General features: G+C 60.8%; 13 protein-coding genes. 1 reads left to right on the top strand and 12 read right to left on the bottom strand.

The features are described from left to right. Positions 1 to 518 precede the first annotated feature (518 nt). Both RT460_RS04930 and RT460_RS04925 read right to left on the bottom strand, forming a co-directional pair. On the bottom strand, positions 519 to 923 hold the full coding sequence (locus RT460_RS04930) for a hypothetical protein (RefSeq protein WP_313317521.1): 405 nt from the start codon (positions 921 to 923) through the stop codon (positions 519 to 521). After that, complete coding sequence (locus RT460_RS04925; RefSeq protein ID WP_313317520.1) at positions 920 to 4078, bottom strand: RHS repeat-associated core domain-containing protein; 3159 nt, start codon at positions 4076 to 4078, stop codon at positions 920 to 922. Before RT460_RS04925 ends, RT460_RS04930 begins: the two co-directional genes overlap by 4 nt. Positions 4079 to 5499: 1421 nt before the next feature. Between RT460_RS04925 and RT460_RS04920 the strand changes: the two genes are divergently transcribed. Then, the gene (locus RT460_RS04920; RefSeq protein ID WP_313317519.1) at positions 5500 to 6462 is read left to right on the top strand and encodes a C13 family peptidase; all 963 of its coding nucleotides are present in this window, start codon (positions 5500 to 5502) and stop codon (positions 6460 to 6462) included. 132 nt (positions 6463 to 6594) lie between these two features. Here RT460_RS04920 and RT460_RS04915 read toward each other — a convergent pair whose 3' ends face one another. From RT460_RS04915 to RT460_RS04870, 10 genes are all read right to left on the bottom strand, one after another. Further along, the gene (locus tag RT460_RS04915) at positions 6595 to 8118 is read right to left on the bottom strand and encodes a calcineurin-like phosphoesterase C-terminal domain-containing protein (protein WP_313317517.1); all 1524 of its coding nucleotides are present in this window, start codon (positions 8116 to 8118) and stop codon (positions 6595 to 6597) included. A gap of 310 nt (positions 8119 to 8428) precedes the next feature. Next, a complete protein-coding gene (gene hisIE, locus RT460_RS04910; protein WP_313317516.1) occupies positions 8429 to 9067 on the bottom strand; it encodes a bifunctional phosphoribosyl-AMP cyclohydrolase/phosphoribosyl-ATP diphosphatase HisIE in 639 nt (212 codons plus the stop codon). Beyond that, positions 9057 to 9833, bottom strand: a complete 777-nt coding sequence (gene hisF, locus RT460_RS04905; protein ID WP_313317515.1) for an imidazole glycerol phosphate synthase subunit HisF — start codon at positions 9831 to 9833, stop codon at positions 9057 to 9059. The genes hisIE and hisF overlap by 11 nt, the downstream gene beginning before the upstream one ends. Further along, on the bottom strand, positions 9827 to 10561 hold the full coding sequence (gene hisA / locus RT460_RS04900; protein ID WP_313317512.1) for a 1-(5-phosphoribosyl)-5-[(5-phosphoribosylamino)methylideneamino]imidazole-4-carboxamide isomerase: 735 nt from the start codon (positions 10559 to 10561) through the stop codon (positions 9827 to 9829). The genes hisF and hisA overlap by 7 nt, the downstream gene beginning before the upstream one ends. Then, entirely contained in the window at positions 10558 to 11157 is a 600-nt protein-coding gene (gene hisH / locus RT460_RS04895) for an imidazole glycerol phosphate synthase subunit HisH (protein WP_313317511.1), read from the bottom strand. Before hisH ends, hisA begins: the two co-directional genes overlap by 4 nt. Next, positions 11154 to 12227 (bottom strand): bifunctional histidinol-phosphatase/imidazoleglycerol-phosphate dehydratase HisB, encoded by a 1074-nt coding sequence (gene hisB / locus RT460_RS04890; RefSeq protein WP_313317510.1) that lies wholly within the window; start codon positions 12225 to 12227, stop codon positions 11154 to 11156. Before hisB ends, hisH begins: the two co-directional genes overlap by 4 nt. Continuing rightward, positions 12224 to 13306 carry a histidinol-phosphate transaminase gene (hisC, locus tag RT460_RS04885; protein WP_313317509.1) on the bottom strand — a complete coding sequence of 361 codons (1083 nt, stop codon included), beginning with the start codon at positions 13304 to 13306 and terminating at the stop codon, positions 12224 to 12226. The genes hisB and hisC overlap by 4 nt, the downstream gene beginning before the upstream one ends. Then, positions 13303 to 14598, bottom strand: coding sequence for a histidinol dehydrogenase (hisD, locus tag RT460_RS04880; RefSeq protein WP_313317508.1), 1296 nt, complete (start codon positions 14596 to 14598; stop codon positions 13303 to 13305). Before hisD ends, hisC begins: the two co-directional genes overlap by 4 nt. Continuing rightward, positions 14595 to 15506: an ATP phosphoribosyltransferase gene (gene hisG / locus RT460_RS04875; RefSeq protein WP_313317507.1), complete on the bottom strand. Its 912-nt coding sequence runs from the start codon at positions 15504 to 15506 to the stop codon at positions 14595 to 14597. Before hisG ends, hisD begins: the two co-directional genes overlap by 4 nt. Positions 15507 to 15515: 9 nt before the next feature. Next, positions 15516 to 15842 (bottom strand): YerC/YecD family TrpR-related protein, encoded by a 327-nt coding sequence (locus RT460_RS04870; RefSeq protein ID WP_057630904.1) that lies wholly within the window; start codon positions 15840 to 15842, stop codon positions 15516 to 15518. Between the last annotated feature and the right edge of the window lie 159 nt (positions 15843 to 16001).

Genomic DNA, 16001 nt, shown 5'->3' with positions numbered 1-16001 from the left:
ACACTCAGCACTCTCCAATCTCATCTAGACCATAGCCAACCAACATATAAAAACGATTCGTCATTAAATAGCACTGACGACTCTACCATTTACCCACATCACCAGAGATCTGTATAAAAACCGACAATAAGCCCCGAGAAATCTCCAGCCAAACATTATTTAAATAGACACACGCGCACGCCGAAGGTCGCTCATCAGATGGCAGTATTACCCCATACTCGCTGCTCATGCAGTCAAATAATCATAAATCCCACCTGCGCCATGCCATGTAACCAGCCCGCATTCCGAGCCTAGGAGATCAGACGAATTGCGCCTAGTTCGGCACTTTAGTCAGCATTGGCGACGAATAATTAGAGAGCATGCGACGTCAGATTGAAATTCTTGCTGAGAACCCACAGACAATAACCAAAAAACTCAAAATTGGCGCACCATCAATTCTGGAAAGTCGACGCTACGAATTCTCATAGCTCGAAAGCCAACCTCAGCATGCAGCCATGTCCGCCCTTACCCCGCGATTATTACTCTATAAAACCAATCCATTCGGCATCCATGTAAACCGGCTCTTCCGCAACAATTCCGTCAGCCTTCAAACTGAGTCTCACACGATTTGGTGAACAGTTCACACACCTTTGTGCTCCCGTTATCTGAATGCTTGTCCCTCTTGGCAAAACAGAGCTAGAGAGAACCTCCGGACCCACGAAACCTGGTGCTGGAACCAGAACGTAGTACACAACCTTCTTTTTTGATGGATACGAGTCAACGCCCATCATCAGCAAATTGACTTTTGTCTTACCACTCGTCGAAATAATCTCACGCACCCCAGCATCTTCCGTCGCATCCACATACTTTGCGGCCAGCAAATCACACCCTTGAATCACCAAAGAAAGAAAGAAGAACACAGAGAAGATTAATATTATTCTCATTTGTAGTAAGAGTCCCTCTCGCGAGTTTTTTTATAAAACTCTTCTTGCTGATCTTCGAAAGATTCACTATGAGAATGCACGAAAGGTTCGGGCATATCAGATCCAAACGTTCTATTAAGAATCGACACCGAACTATTTATCGTCTCCGCTGAAACTGCCAGGCCATAAGCCGGCACCATCGAAGGAATATTTACCGCTGAGTCAGGGAGCCCAAGCCCAGTGGCGAAATCCACGAACTTGTCGTGCATTGTTCCCATGGTGTGCATTGCGGGAATACGATCTTCGATAGCTTTACCCCTGCTGCCCCCCGGGCCCGGCGGCACTATAGTTCCCTCACGACCGACAACATAGGGATGGCTTAGCTGGCGCCCCCAACCGCTGCCACTGACTGGACCACTCGCGGGGGGGCCAAAATCTTCAGCATGGCCGCTTTGGGCCACTATAGTTTCAAATGATTTTCCGCAAAGGCTATATCCTGGCAATGGGCAACGGCCATCTGGATCGGTGAACTTATATGGATTGCTCAATGCATAGACGTAGCGATTGAAAAAGCGCATATCGCCGTTATCGTGCGGAGTCACCGGGTCCACCGACAGGAACCTGCCGATCTGCGGATCGTAGTAGCGCTGCTGCATGTAGTTCATGCCAGTGGCCGCGTCCAGCACATGGCCCGTGAATCCAGGGCCATCCTTCGCCGTTGCGTTTACCACCTGCCCATACGGCTCGTACTCGCTGCGTTCCAGTATCGCCTTATTTGCACCAGTCACCGCGATAGGGCTGCCCAGTGCGTCGGTGTGCTGGTACTTCGGCGTGATGACCGTGCCTACCGCTTCGCGGAACGCGACCAGGCTTCCTCCCAAGTAGACATACTGTGTGCTGACACCCAACCGATTGTCGCTCGTATACATCAGGCGCCCGTCTTGGGCGTACAGGCTGTACTTGCTCGCCGTGGTGTAGTCGCGAACGCGCCGCCCCGCAGCATCGTAGACATAGCTGGCAACGCCATTAACACCGCGCAAGCGGTTGCCAAAGTCGAAGTTGAAGACCTTGCCGTTCTTGTTGTTGAGATTGCCCTGTACGTCGTAACCCAGACCAATCACGCTGGCACCACTGCAGCTGCCCGTTTTGACATTGGTCAGCTGCCACTTGGCGTCATAGCAATAGAAATGATTGCGGGCTGCACTGCCCCCGGCAACGTTGACCCGTGTCAGGTTATCGAGCACGTCGTAGGCATAAGTGGCCGTACCGAACATCGCGGAGGTGGTCGAGGTCAGGCGATCCAACCCGTCATACGCCATGCTGCGATTCTGACGCCCAGAGATGTGGTCGGTGATCTGGCTGACGTTTGCGTTCTTGTCAAAGCCGTAGCTCAAGTCCAATCGCTTGTCGGCAGCCGCCGTACAGCCAACCACCACGCAGTCCGTGCTGCGGATCGGCAGCTGTCGTGCGTTCTGCGTCATCGTGTGGACGATGCCATTGCCGTAGGTGAACTGCTTGATGGCACCGTTGGGGTAGTAGCTCACCCCGGTGGCAAAGGTGCCCGCCCGGGTGGGTTGACCAAGCGCATTGGGTGCGAACGCCACACTCTGCCCATTAGGATATTTCTCGGCGCTCAGGTGACCATTGGCGTTGTAGGTGTAAGTGATAGGCCAGCTTATACGGTTCCATAGCATCCGTTCCTCCGTCAACATGCGCCGACTGTTGTACGTGTACCGGGTGGTGATCAGGTTGGTACCGTCATTATCGGCAAGCACGATATTGGGTAAGCCGTCGGGAGTGTAAGTCCAGGTTTGGTTGCCCCGGCCATCCGGAAACTTCAGCGTCTTGAGGCGATTGCGCAGGTCATAGGTGCGGGCAGCGGTTCGCGCCAGAATGGCGGTGGTCTGGCCGGTGGCGTGGCAGGCGAAAGTAGCGCCCAATCCGCTAGCTGACCATGTGAGGTTGCCGCCGGTGTCATAGCCCATCAAAGTGGTGCCAGTTTCTGGTTCTACCACACGGCAGAGTTCTTGATTGGCGTTGTAGGTATAAGTGCGAGTGACCTGCACCGAGCCTGTGCTGTTGCCGCGCATAATCGATGTCGGCTTGCCTAAAACGTCGCGATTTATGTTAGTGACAGCCCCTTTCGGATGGGTAATCTTGACCGGTGCGTCATAGCTGGGCTTGTCGAACATTTGGTACCAAGTGCGGGTCTGACCACCGCCGGGAACGGTGACAAGCGTATACGCACCGGAAGTGTTGCTCAAATACGACGTAGTAGTGCTTAGCAGCCCCTGTTCGGAATCTTGCGCAACCGAGCGCACTCGCCCGAGCGCGTCATACGTGGTCCAGACTCCCTTATATGGATTACTCGCCGCGGAGGGATAGGAGGTGAAGACGACGCGGCCCTCGTGATCGTACTCGTAGCCTGTAAAACGCTGGGTACCGGCAACATTGCCGTTGTCGTATTCGCGCACGAGCAAGGGTCTCCACAACGCGTCGAAGTAGCTGACCTTCGTTCCAGCACCGGTCCTTACTGTCTGTCGCCAGTGACCCGCGGGAATTCCGTACTCAGAGGTTGAGACCTGCGCGAAGGATTGGGCAGTAATGTTCCAAGTAACTGCGTCTCCTGCAGGATAAGTCGTCCTGGCTAAACGCCCCATGGCGTCATAGCCGTAATGGGTTGTAAAACCGTTCTCGTCGGTAACCCGGGTGATCCAGCCTTTGTCATTCACTACCGCTGATCGCGTCTTTCCGTCGGCGAACGCAATCAACTTTGGGATGCCACGTTTCCAACCGGACAACTTAGTGACGTTGTTGTTGCCATCCTTGGAGGTCGCCATTGTGCCGTCACTGTTATAGGTCAGCGTTTGTTTGAGCTTGCCGAACGCTCGGAACTGTAGCGGAAGCGCGGTGGTGGCGTCGTAGGTAATCTGCTCAGCAACAATCCCATTGACGGTTCTGCTGGCTACTTGACCCAGCACCCACTTGGTTGTGTTGTCGTGATAAACAATAGCTTCTGTTCTCGAAGCAGCTGCTGCCCTGCCCATGCCAGAACCAAGGCCGATTGCAATCACTGAACCAAAGATTACGATCCTTCCAACTCCCGGATCGGGTCGTCGCCAAATGCCGCTGAAAACGTTGAAATCAAGACAAGAAAAATCCATTTTTTTAATCACGCGAAATCCCTCGCTAGCCCGCTATTACAACGTTCGATTACCTCGAAAAGAATTACTTAGCCAAGGATCACAGGGAAACAGAAATACAGATTCACATGCAGCCCAAGAAGCCAAGAGAACAATTAATCCAACAGAGGCGCCGATCAATAAATCGGACATTCCCTATCGACGCGATTGAGACGACATAACTGATTGCCAGATGAAAGCCCGAACTTTCACCCAAGAATTTGTTCTGCCAGCTGAAACTTTCCGATCTGGAGTTTACTGCTCCAATCTTCGGCAACAGCTGCCGCTTCACACGTTCATAACTCTGGCGATAAGCAGGATCGACCTCCGCACTGAATCCTTGGCCCAGCCGCCATGGCTCGCCTTCGCATAGCCAAACTGGCTCTTTCCCCGGCGAAGGTAGCTCCACCTTGACCCTTACGCCTGCATTGATTTGCTCCCAACATCGAGCGCAACTTTTGGATCGCGCACAACTAGAGGATTCTTGGGATCGCAATCGATGACAAAAAGGTTCCGTGCAAACCTCTGTGCCAAGGCAACCGCCCCCCTCTTCCCGGCCATGAAACCGGACCAGAACCTGGCAGACGGCACCAACGTTATCTGTCTCGCAATGTACTTAGCGGGCCAGTTCGGAACAGTACTTATCGCCTAGAAGCTTCTAGCCAACTTAGTCTGTCACCCAGAAACGAACAGAAGGAGTGATGAGCGGCCGGATATTAATATCCATTCACTCTATCAGCCGCCGCTTGTCTCGATCGCACATCGAAAGAACGCGCAATCGCCTCCCCAGAAGCACAAAAAAAGCCAAGAACACGATCCATCTACTACCCAACTAAACAAAATAACCCCGCCCCCAATGCGGGCGACGTCAAGCACAAATCAAATATCCTTGAAGGCGTCGGCCAATACGGCTTACGCTGTTGATGATCAAAGCCGCAGATATCATTTCGCAAATTCACAAGGTTCACGCTTCCAGCATGCCCCTACACGAACAATTAAACACTCACAAATTTGGCCGATTCGCTGTAAATGCACTTCGCTTTATGCAAGACATTTCAGAACGCTTATCGCAACGATGCACGTTTCCGCGGCGCTGGCGGCAAACGCTCACCACTGACAAACAATCGTTCCATTTGGCGAAGTTTCTCTGAAAATTTTTTACCTCAACGAAAAATCATGTTTTCTCGGATAACATCAAGGACAAAAGTGACTTTAATAACCAGCTGATTGATGCTATCTCGACGCACCCGTGGAGCAAGACGGGCAAATCGGCAAGCAGCGAGATGAACACCGCGCACCAAACCAGTATGGCGTGCATCTACGTGAAATTGGGAACGCCCCCTCCTGTCCGCATCGTCCTGTTGCATAGCGACCGCCAGCCTGCAACGCTTCATCAACCTTGCAAGGATGCCACCATGTCCACTTCGGCAACGCTCGCCCTGAATTTGTTATCACGCTTGCGAACTACCGCTATTGCGACTGCCCTGCTCGCTTCCGTGACGATCGGCAACGCGGCATCTGCCCAACCCAGCATCAAACAGGCGAACCAGCAAGCCGCGTTGCTGGACGCAGAAATATCACGCCTCCCCACCCAGCGGCCCGGCACGCCGGATATGTACATCCTGGGCGTAGCCGGCGACGCGGATGAAGACGTGTTCCGCAATGAGGTGCTGTACCTGCAGCAGCTGTCGGCGAAGCGCTGGAACGCCGAGGGGCGCATGCTGAGCTTGATCAACCACCCGGCTACTGCCGGTGGCGATCCGGCGATGCCACGGGCTACCCGCCAGACTATCGGCCAGTCGCTCAACGCGTTGGGCAAAGTGCTGGACCCGAATGAGGACGTGTTGTTCCTCTACCTCAGCAGCCATGGCCTGGACGACAACAGCGTCTACCTGCATACCGGCCCGGGACAGGAGGAATATCTTGCACCCGATGAGTTGGCACGCATGCTCGACAAGGCTGGGATCGGCAACGCCGTGATCGTCGTATCTGCATGCTATTCCGGCGCGTTCGTCCAGGCACTCCGCTCGCCAAAACATGCGGTGATTGCGGCTGCCCGTCGCGACCGGCCTTCCTTTGGCTGCGGCAACACGGACAGCGCCACCTGGTTTGGACGCGCCTTCCTGGTAGAAGCGTTGAACGCCACCACCGACCTGACGCAGGCGTTCGATATGGCCGCCACCACCGTGCGCATACGTGAGCGCGAGGAAGGCGAGCGGCCGTCGGTGCCGCAGTTCGAGATGGGCAAGGACATCGCGCAGGTGTGGGGGCGATGGCGTGCAAGCTTGCCTGAGACGCAGCCGGTGCCATATCCGTTTGTGCATCAGCCCCGTGCAGCGCCGGCCGAAGCCGACACTGGCGCGGGCAATCACAAATAGGCGAACGCGCTTGGCGGCAACGAGCGCGGCCTGGCCCTGCTGACCGCAACGGGAACGATGGCGGCAGACCGGCTCGTGATTGGACGAAGTACTCGCTTGGCGGCTTACGCCGCTCTTACACGGTTTCGTTTATCACGGCGTTGCTTGTTGTAAGCGGTACTGGGCTTTGCTGCGGTATTCGATGTCGTTCAATCGTGTGCGCACTTCGACTTCGTGCTCGCCCTCAGCCAGCTTGGTCGGCAATGCTGCACGCCACAGATGGCTGGACGGCACGGCCTCCGGCGAGCGGTCGTAGCCGCGCAGGTTCGCGGCAAGATCGTCGGCGATGTTTTCGACCAGCAGGCGCGGGTCCGGCTGCAGCACCTGCTTCATTGGTTGCCAGTCGCCGCCGTCTACGCGGAACTCCACCGGCAAACCTTCGTAGCCCATGAACACGTTGGCGTAGATGCCCCAGGCCGGGTAGGCGCCCTGGCGCAGAACCTTCGGCGCGTGCAGGGCGATCTGCTGATCTGCCGGAGCGCGGGCGACGCGATACTCGACACTGTACTGGCCTTGCGGGCGGATGTTGAGCAGGCCGTAGCCATTGGGCGTGCCGTCGGCCATGGTGGTATCAGGAATGCCCTGCGCATCCTTCACCCCGGACCAAAAAGCGCCGCAGGCAGCGCCGACGTTGTATTCGTGCAACGGCTTGGCGCCGCTCCAACCGTCCTGCACGCCCCAGAACTTCTGGCTCTGGTTATGGGTGTGGCCACTGAGGATCAGCGGGTGCGGCACCTGTTCCAGCAATTTGAAAAGACGCGCACGGTCTTCGGCCCGATAGACGTGATCGAACAAGGGAATGTGGAAGCCCAGCACCACCAGTTTGTCCTTCGGGATGGTGGGCAGGTAGGCCTCGAGGAAGGCGAACTGGTCCTCGCGCAGCCCGCCGATATAGGCCGGCTTCTGGCCCGGCTGGGCAAGAATGTCGTCCATGCCGATGAACACCATCGACGCTTCTTCCCACGCGTAGGTGTCGGGGCCTAGCGCGCGGTGGTAGCTGTCCAGCGAGTTGGCATCAGTACTCGCGCCCAGGTCCATGTCGTGGTTGCCCGGCACGTGCAGCCAGGGCACGCCCAGTGACGTCACTGCCTTGGTCAAGGCTGGATAAAGACTGGGATCGTCGTTGGTGATATCGCCCAGGGTCATGCCCAAACGTGCCTGGTGCTTGCCGCGCAGCGGTTCGATGATGTCACGCTCGAAGTAGCTTACGTCCAGCGCGCTGCTGGTCTGGCTGTCGGCCACCAGCAATGCCTGGAAGCTGCTCGGGGCGCTTTTGTCCGGCGTCAGTGCGAACGGGCGGCACTGCGCGTCGCCCTCGCCTGCCTGCCGACGCCAGATATCCGGCAAGCCGTCGCTGCGCTTGGTCGCGCTATAGCCGGCCGGCTTGATGAGGAACACATTGGGATGGCTGGATGCGGGCAGCTGATAGCGACCGTCCTTGCCGGTGCTGACGATGTGCTCGCCATCGGATATGCGGATATCCGCCAAGGGCTTTTCGCCTGCATCCCGCTGGCCATTGCCATTGCTGTCGAGGAAGACCGCGCCTTCGATGCACGACGCGCTCGCGGCGAACGGCGCGCAGGCCAGCAGCACGGTGGTCAGCAGGGATGGGCGCATGGGGTCCTCGGCGGCGGTGGGCAGGTGCCCATTATCGCCCCGGGATGCGGCAGCGGGGTTGCGCCAGCTGGCGAACCAAGGTCGGCAGGAATCACGCGCTGCGACCACTGTAGACCGGGTAAGCGCTGCGCACCCGGGGGCTGTTCGAGGAGACCCCGGGTGCGCTGCGCTTACCCGGGCTACGGTGCTACGGTGCTTACTCAGGCTACGGTGCCTGTTCGAGGAGAGCCCCGGGTGCGCTGCGCTTACCCGGGCTACGGTGCGTTGCCGGTGTTGGGCAAGCCCTTGCCGAGCATGGCTCGGCACTACATCAGCTGGCGGCTTTTTCGGCAGCCTTGGCGTGGCGGGCTTCCAGCACGGCTACCGCGTCTTCCAGCGACAGACCGCGTGAGCGCAGCAACACGATCAGGTGGAACAGCAGGTCGGCCGATTCGCCCAGCAACTCGTCGTCACGCTGTACGACGCCGGCCAATGCGGTTTCCACGCCTTCCTCGCCCACTTTCTGCGCGATACGGCGTGGGCCTTGCTCGAACAACTTGGTGGTGTAGCTGTTGATCGGCCGGTCATGCTCGCGCTGCTTGACCAGTGCATCCAGCGCGCCCAGGAAATTGCCCGGCGCGGCGCTGAAGCAGCTGGTGCTGCCAGTGTGGCAGGTGGGGCCGTGCGGGCGCACGGTCAACAGCAAGGTGTCGTTGTCGCAGTCGCTGCGGATGTCCACCAGGTCCAGATGGTTGCCGGAGGTCTCGCCCTTCATCCACAGGCGCTTCTTGGTGCGGCTGAAGAAGGTCACCTTGCCGCTGGTGCGGGTCTTGTCCAGCGCCTCGCGGTCCATGTAACCCAGCATCAGCACACGCAGCGTGGCCGCGTCCTGGATGATGACCGGCATCAGGCCATTGACCTTTTCCCAGTCCAGTGCGGTCGGATCGACCGGTTTGACTTCAGTAGACATCCCTAACCTCGATTTGTTGTTCGCGCAGGAACTGCTTGAGTTCCGGAATGGCAATCGCGCCGGAGTGGAACACACTGGCGGCCAAAGCCCCGTCAACGTCAGCCTGTTCGAACACATCGGCAAAATGCTGCGGCGTGCCCGCGCCGCCAGAGGCGATCAGCGGAACCGTGCACAGCGCCCGGGCCTGGCGCAACTGGGCAATATCGTACCCCTTGCGGACCCCATCGCTGTCCATGCAGTTCAGCACGATTTCACCTGCGCCGCGCTGCTGCACCTCGCGCACCCAGTCCAGGGTCAGCCGGGCCTCAGCGCGGGTCTTGGCTGGGTCACCGGTATAGGAACGCACCCGCCACTGGCCATCGGGCTCGCGGATGGAGTCGATGCCCACCACCACGCATTGCTGGCCAAAAGCGTCGGCCAACTCTTCGATCAGCTGGGGGCGCTCCAGCGCCGGCGTGTTGATTGAAATCTTGTCAGCACCAGCATTGAGGATGTCGCGCGCGGTTTCCACGTCGCGGATGCCGCCGGCAACGCAGAACGGGATATCGATCAGCCGGGCGACCCGCTCGATCCAGGCGCGGTCCACCGAGCGCCCTTCCGGGCTGGCGGAAATATCGTAGAACACCAGCTCGTCAGCGCCCTGATCACGGTAACGCAGTGCCAATTCGGTAATGTCGCCCATGTCGATGTGGTCGCGGAACTTGACGCCTTTGACCACCCGCCCTTCGCGCACGTCCAGGCAGGGAATGATGCGGCGGCTCAACATGACAAGGCCTCGTCCAGTTGCAGGTGCCCTTCCAGCAGCGCCTTGCCCAGTACCGCGCCACCGCAGCCTGCGGCCTTTGCGGCGCGGATGTCGGCAGCATCGCGCACGCCGCCGGAGGCCTGCACGGCAACGCCGGGCAGCAGCTTGGCCAGATGGGCGTACAGCGCGATGTTGGGGCCGGACAGCATGCCGTCACGGGAGATATCGGTGCACAGCAGGTGCTTCATGCCGGCCTGCGCATAGCGGCTGGCCAGTTCATCCAGAGTGACGTCGGCAGTCTCGGTCCACCCGTGTACCGGCAGGCGCCAGACACCGTCTTCACCCTGGCGGGTATCCAGCGCGATGGTCAGCTGCTCGGCGCCAAACTCGGCCAGCCATGCCAGCACCTGCTCAGGCTGACGCACCGCCAGCGAGCCGATCACCACGCGGCTGGCGCCGGCATCAAGGATGCGGGCGACGTCGTCGCGGCCCCGCACGCCGCCGCCGGTCTGCACCTTCAGCGGCGTGGTCGCGGCGATCTGCTGCAGCAGCGGGGCCAAGGTGTAGCCACCGGCCTTGGCCGCATCCAGATCGACCAGATGCATCCAGCTGGCGCCGGTGGCGGCAAATGCCTGCGCACGCGGCAAGGCGTCGTCACCGTAAGTGGTCTGCTTGGCGTAATCGCCCTGCAGCAAGCGTACGACACGGCCGTCACGGATATCCAGCGCGGGGTAAACGGTAAAGCTCATGCGGCGATCTCAAGAAAGTTCTGCAGGATGCGAGCGCCCGGCCCAGCCGAACGCTCGGGATGGAACTGCGCGCCGCACAAACGGCCACGCTGTACCACCGCAGTAAACAGGCCGCCGTGGTGGCAGGCGGCAACCGTGTCGGAGGTAACCGGTGCTGCATAGCTATGCACGAAGTAGGCACTGGAACCAATCGGCACCCCGTCCAGCAGCGGCGAGTCGCGCAGCGCCAGCAGCTTGTTCCAGCCCATATGCGGCACGCGCACACCCACGCCCGGGTGCAGGCGGCGGACGATGCCCGGCAGCAGGCCAAGGCATTCGACATCACCCTCTTCCGAGCGCTCGAACAGCAACTGCATGCCCAGGCAAATGCCCATCAACGGCACCTGCAGCTCGCGCAGCGGTTGTACCAGGCCCTGCGCGTGCAGGCGGCGCATACCTTCCGCAGCCGCGCCAACGCCCGGCAGGATCACCCGCTCCAGACCTTCCAGATCACCCGCTTCGCGGACCATCTGCACGTCAACCTGCAGCCGCCCCAACGCATAGCGCACCGAACCAAGATTGGCGCCGCCGGCATCAACCAGACCGACCTTGCTCACAAGGCCCCCTTGGTGGATGGCAGCTCGGTGCCTTCCTTGCGGATGGCCTGGCGCAGTGCGCGCGCAAGTGCCTTGAAGCAGGCTTCCACCTTGTGGTGGTCGTTTTCCCCTTCCACCTTGAGGTTGAGGTTCAACCCGCTGGCATCGCACAGCGAACGGAAGAAGTGCGGCACCAGCTCGGTCGGCATGTCGCCCACCCGCTCGCGCTTGAACTCACCATCGAACACGAAATACGGCCGGCCACTGAAATCCAGCGCGGCACTGGCCAAGGTTTCGTCCATCGGCAAGGTAAAGCCATAGCGACCGATGCCGCGCTTGTCGCCCAGCGCTTCCCGCAATGCCTGGCCCAGCGCAAGACCGGTGTCTTCGATGGTGTGGTGCTCGTCGATGTGCAGATCGCCCTTGGCTTCCACTTCCACCGCGAAACCGCCATGGCGGCCGATCTGATCCAGCATGTGGTCGAAGAACGGCAGGCCGGTGTTGATCCGGGAGCTGGCCACCTTGTCCAGGTCGACGAAGACGCGGATCTGGGTTTCCTTGGTATCGCGCTGCACGGTGGCGCGGCGCGGGGCGTCGGCCAGTTCATGCGCAATCGCGTCCCAGTCCCACTCGCCGCCGAACTGTTCAGTGCGCAGCTGGAAGCCGCGGATATTCATGTTGTCGGCGAACTGGATGTCGGTTGGGCGGTCGCCCACCATCCCTGAGCGCGCCCAGTCGATGCTGCGGTCCTGCAGATAGGACACCATCATGCCGATGCCCGGCTTGCGGTTGGGGCTGTTGTCCTGCGGCCAGCTCGGATCGATCAGCACGTCGCGGAAAGTGATGCCCTGGCTGGCGAAGATCTGCAGCATCAGGTCATTGGGGCCGTCGAAGCTGGCCTGCGGATAGCCCTCGCTGCCCAGCCCGTCCTGGTTGGAGACGATGACGAACTGATAGCCGGCATCGCGCAGCTTGAGCATCGCCGGTATCACGTTCTTGACGAAGCGGATCTTCTCGTAGGCATCGATCTGGAAGTCGGCCGGCTCCTCGATCAGGGTGCCATCGCGATCGACAAACAGGATGGGGGTCATGCGGACGGCTCCAGCGTGGCAAGTGCGTCAAGGACGCGGTCGTTCTGTTCAGGGGTGCCCAGGGTGATGCGCAGGGCGTCGTGCAACTGCGGTGCGGCGCGTTGGTCGCGCACCACCACGCCGGCCTTCAGCAAAGCCTGGAAGGCCGCTTCGGCATCGTTGAAACGCACCAGCAGGAAGTTCGCATCCGAGCCGTAAACATGGCGTACACAGCGCTGCAGCGACAAGGCAATGCGCAGGCGGTCGCGCTCGTTGCGCACGGTGGCAATGCGCGCACGGGTCTGCACCAGCGCATCATCGTCCAAACCGGCAAGCGCCAGCGTCGAGCACGGCGTCGGGATCGGGTACGGCGCCTGGCAGCGGCGTAGCACGCTGATCAATGACGCATCGGCAATCACGCAACCAATGCGCGCGGCCGCCAGCGCATGCGCCTTGGACAAGGTGCGCAGCACGGCGATGTTGTCGAACCGCGCCATCAAGGTGGTAGCGGACGCTTCGTCGGCAAATTCGGCATAGGCCTCATCCACCACCACCAAGGCCTGTCCGCGCAGGGCTTTGGCCACGCTTTCGACTTGGTGTAACTTGATGCTCAATCCACCCGGATTGGACGGCGAACACAGGAACACCAGCTTGGCCTTGCCCTCTTTTGCCGTAGCAATGATGCGGTCGATATCCGGCACCAAGCCTGCATCTGTATCGAGCAGCGGAACTTCCAGCGCCGGCGCATTCTGCAACCGCGCACTGACCGCGTACATGCCGAACACCGGCGGCGTATACAGCACCGCGTCGCGGCCGGGCACGCACAGGGCGCGCACCAGCAGATCGATGGCTTCGTCGCTGCCGCGGCCAATCAACAACTGCTCGGACTGGCAGCCATAAAGACTGGCCAGCCGCTCGCGCAACGCCTGCGGCTGTGGATCGGGATAGCGGCGACAACTGGCCTGCGCATCGCCCGGATTGGCCCAGGCCGATTCATTGGCATTGAGCCAGACTTCGCCTTGCAGCTTGGCGCTGCGTGCAGACGAGTAACCGCCGAAGTCACGCAGATCATCGCGGACCAGATCAAGCACGCTGCTCACGGCGCAACCCCCAACCGCAGTGCAACTGCGTTGGCATGCGCACCCAAGCCTTCGGCGCGGGCCATGGTCAAGGCACACGGGCCGATGGCAGCGATTCCTGCTTGGCTGGCCGCCTGCACGCTGATCTGGTTCTGGTAACTGGCCACGCTGACGCCGCTATAGGCGCGGGCAGCGCCCGCAGTGGGCAGCACGTGGTTGGTGCCGGAGCAGTAATCACCCAGCGCCTCGGGCGTGTAATCACCCAGGAAGACCGAGCCGGCGGCTTCCACCTTGTCCAGCCACTGGCGCGGTTCGCGCAAGGCCAGGATCAGGTGCTCAGGCGCATACCGGTTGGAGATTTCAAATGCCTGCGCGATGGATTCAACCTTGACCAGCAGCGAGGCCGTCAGTGCCTGACGGGCGATGTCCGCACGCGCGAGCTGCGCGACCTGCGCTTCCACTTCGTCCTGCACAGCGGCAATCATCACCGCATCGTCGCAGAGCAGCAGCACCTGCGAATCCGGGCCATGTTCGGCCTGTGACAGCAGATCGGCGGCAACGAAGGCGGCGTTGGCGCCGGCATCGGCGATCACCAGCACTTCGGACGGACCGGCCGGCATGTCGATGGCGGCAGCACCGGCCTGGGCGACCTGCTGCTTGGCTTCGGTCACAAAACTATTGCCTGGCCCAAACAGCTTGTCGCAGGACGGAATCGATTCGGTGCCATAGGCCATGGCGGCGATGGCCTGCGCACCACCGATCTTGAACACGCGGTGCACCCCGGTCAGGCGCGCGGCTACCAGCACGGCGGGATCAGCGCTGCCGTCCTTGCGCGGCGGCGTGCACAGCACCACTTCGCGACAGCCGGCCAGCTTGGCCGGCACGCCCAGCATCAGCGCGGTGGACGGCAACGGGGCGCTACCCGCCGGCACGTACAGGCCAACGCGTGAGATCGGGCGAATGACTTTTTCGCAGACCACGCCCGGCGCGGTTTCCACGCTATAGGGCTGAGCCATGCCGGCGCGGTGGAAGCGATCGATGCGATCGGCAGCCTGCTGCATGGCGATGCGCAATTCTGCCGGTACTGCCAGTTCGGCGGCGGCAAATTCGGCCTCGCTGACTTCAAAGCGCTCCGGCGCGATGCCGTCAAAACGCTCGGTGATTTCACGCAGTGCCGCGTCGCCACGACTGCGTACCTGCTCGATCAGGCCGGCGACGGACTCGCGGGTCTGGGCGGCAACGGTCTGCACCGGGCGGGTCAATGCACCCGCCTGTGCAGCGGCGTCGAGCGCGTTCCAATCGAGAATGTTCATACCAGCGACTTCTCCACCGCCAGCACCATCAGGCCTTGGGCGCCAGCACGTTCCAGCTCTTCCAGACGCTGCCAGCTGAGCGCGCCGCTGCACATGGTCTGCAGGCGCACCGCATCGCCCTGCCCCGGCAACCTCAGCAGCGGCTCAGCGTCGGGCAGCAGGCGGGCCAGTTCTTCGACGCGGTCTTCGCTGGCGCTGAACATCAGCAGTTTCTGATCCTGCACCTTGCTCAGGCCATCCAGGCGACGTAGCAGCATCGCCATCAGGCCCGCGCGGGCGTCGTCCAACTCACGGACCGGACCGGCCAGCACGGCTTCGCTTTCGAGCAGCGTTTCCACCGGCTTGAGCTGGTTGGCGGCCAGGGTGGCACCGCTGGAGACCAGATCGCAGATCAGCTCGGCAGTGCCCAGCTTCGGCGCGATTTCCACCGAACCGGACAGCTCCACGACCTGCGCATCCACGCCCTTTTCCTTCAGCCATGCGGCCAGGATGGCCGGATAGCTGGTGGCGATGCGCTTGCCCTGCAGCATCTGCACGCCCTGCCAATCCCATTCTTCCGGCACCGCGATCATCAGCCGGCAGGAGCCGAAGCCAAGCCCACGCAACGGCTGGTAGGCGTCCGCCAGGCCGATCTGGCGGCGCGCCTTGGCCTGCTCGTCCAGTTCGTTCAGGCCAACCACGCCAAGGTCGCAGACGCCGTCGGCGATCAGGCCCGGGATGTCGTCATCGCGCACCAGCAACAGGTCCACCGGCAGCGATTCGCCAAAGCAGAACAGCTTGTCGCGGCTCTGCCGCCAGCTCAGGCCACAGGCCGCCAGCAGGCTGCGCGCGGGGTCGGCCAGGCGGCCGCTTTTCTGGATGGCGATACGCAGCCGGTCACGTGCCGGGGCGGTGGTTGAAGCACTCATGGGGTTATCTCAGTTGGATTCGGTTTTGCGCGTAGCGAGGCGTTCGATGGCGACGGCATAGCCGCCGGCACCATGCTCGAGCGAGCGCGCGACCCGGCCGATGGTGGTGACACTCACCCCGGTCAAGTCGTAGATCTCACGGTAGGGCACGCCCTTGCGCAGCAGCGGCACTACCCGCCAGCGGTCTGCCATGGCTTCCAGCTCGGCTGGCGTGCACAGATCGCGCAGGAAAGCCTGCGCCTCCTGCGGCTTGTCGAGGGCGGCAAAAGCCCGGGCCAGCGCCTTCAGAGCGGCATCGGCGGCCTTGTCACGTTCGGTTTCCTGACGAGTTTTCATTTGTATCAATGTAATAGCGTGCTAATACATTAGTGCGTAACCGACGGAGAGTCAAACCGGCACCCTTGTAGTGCCGAGCCATGCTCGGCTGGGGCGTTACCGGGAAGGCTTCTGCCGAGCATGGCTCGGCACTACAGGGTTCATGCGCCAACCGCTTGC

It is taken from the genome of Stenotrophomonas sp., assembly GCF_032061965.1.
Taxonomy (GTDB): domain Bacteria; phylum Pseudomonadota; class Gammaproteobacteria; order Xanthomonadales; family Xanthomonadaceae; genus Stenotrophomonas.
Note: the sequence above shows the minus strand (reverse complement) of the source record. Positions and strands in the feature narration are given on the sequence as shown.

Excerpts from the sequence above, each read along its gene's own strand:
- RT460_RS04930 (WP_313317521.1), bottom strand. The coding sequence starts at position 923 with ATGAGAATAATATTAATCTTCTCTGTGTTCTTCTTTCTTTCTTTGGTG.
- RT460_RS04920 (WP_313317519.1), top strand. The coding sequence starts at position 5,500 with ATGTCCACTTCGGCAACGCTCGCCCTGAATTTGTTATCACGCTTGCGA.
- RT460_RS04915 (WP_313317517.1), bottom strand. The coding sequence starts at position 8,118 with ATGCGCCCATCCCTGCTGACCACCGTGCTGCTGGCCTGCGCGCCGTTC.
- hisIE (WP_313317516.1), bottom strand. The coding sequence starts at position 9,067 with ATGTCTACTGAAGTCAAACCGGTCGATCCGACCGCACTGGACTGGGAA.
- hisF (WP_313317515.1), bottom strand. The coding sequence starts at position 9,833 with ATGTTGAGCCGCCGCATCATTCCCTGCCTGGACGTGCGCGAAGGGCGG.
- hisA (WP_313317512.1), bottom strand. The coding sequence starts at position 10,561 with ATGAGCTTTACCGTTTACCCCGCGCTGGATATCCGTGACGGCCGTGTC.
- hisB (WP_313317510.1), bottom strand. The coding sequence starts at position 12,227 with ATGACCCCCATCCTGTTTGTCGATCGCGATGGCACCCTGATCGAGGAG.
- hisD (WP_313317508.1), bottom strand. The coding sequence starts at position 14,598 with ATGAACATTCTCGATTGGAACGCGCTCGACGCCGCTGCACAGGCGGGT.
- hisG (WP_313317507.1), bottom strand. The coding sequence starts at position 15,506 with ATGAGTGCTTCAACCACCGCCCCGGCACGTGACCGGCTGCGTATCGCC.
- RT460_RS04870 (WP_057630904.1), bottom strand. The coding sequence starts at position 15,842 with ATGAAAACTCGTCAGGAAACCGAACGTGACAAGGCCGCCGATGCCGCT.